Below are 461 nucleotides of genomic sequence, written 5' to 3'. Positions count from 1 at the left end.
CCATATATCAGCCTTATCGTCATATCCATCTTGCTCCATGACTTCAGGAGCCATCCAACAAGGTGTACCAACAAATGTTTTTCTTACATCACCCTTCTCTGCTAAAGAACTTGATACACCAAAATCAGCCAAGAGTACTGTACCTTGTTAATCCATCAGAAGGTTACCAGCCTTTATGTCACGATGAATATTGCCATTTTTGTGCAAGTAAATTAAACCTTCCAAAGCTTGACGAAGAATAGTGGCGATAGAGATGTCATCCAAACCATCTGGAAATGATGTCTTCATGATATCCAAACAAGATCCTGCAGCCAAATAAGGTGTGACAATGTATAACTTGGATCCATTCACGAATGATCCATAAACTCTCAACACGTTTGGATGCTTGGATAAAGCCATCAAAGCTGTTTCTCGCTAAACATTACATGGTTTATACGTTTGAATTTTAGCCATGATTACAT

The 461-nt window shown here is 38.6% G+C and carries 1 pseudogene; it reads right to left on the bottom strand.

Annotation, left to right across the window (positions count from 1 at the left end):
• Positions 1-402 (bottom strand): annotated as a pseudogene (locus tag DCS95_RS20570) (protein kinase domain-containing protein); the annotation flags it as partial.
• Positions 403-461: the final 59 nt, after the last annotated feature.

This window comes from Maribacter litoralis (genome assembly GCF_003075045.1).
GTDB classification, from domain to species: domain Bacteria; phylum Bacteroidota; class Bacteroidia; order Flavobacteriales; family Flavobacteriaceae; genus Maribacter; species Maribacter litoralis.
This window is presented reverse-complemented; position numbering and strand designations above follow the sequence as displayed.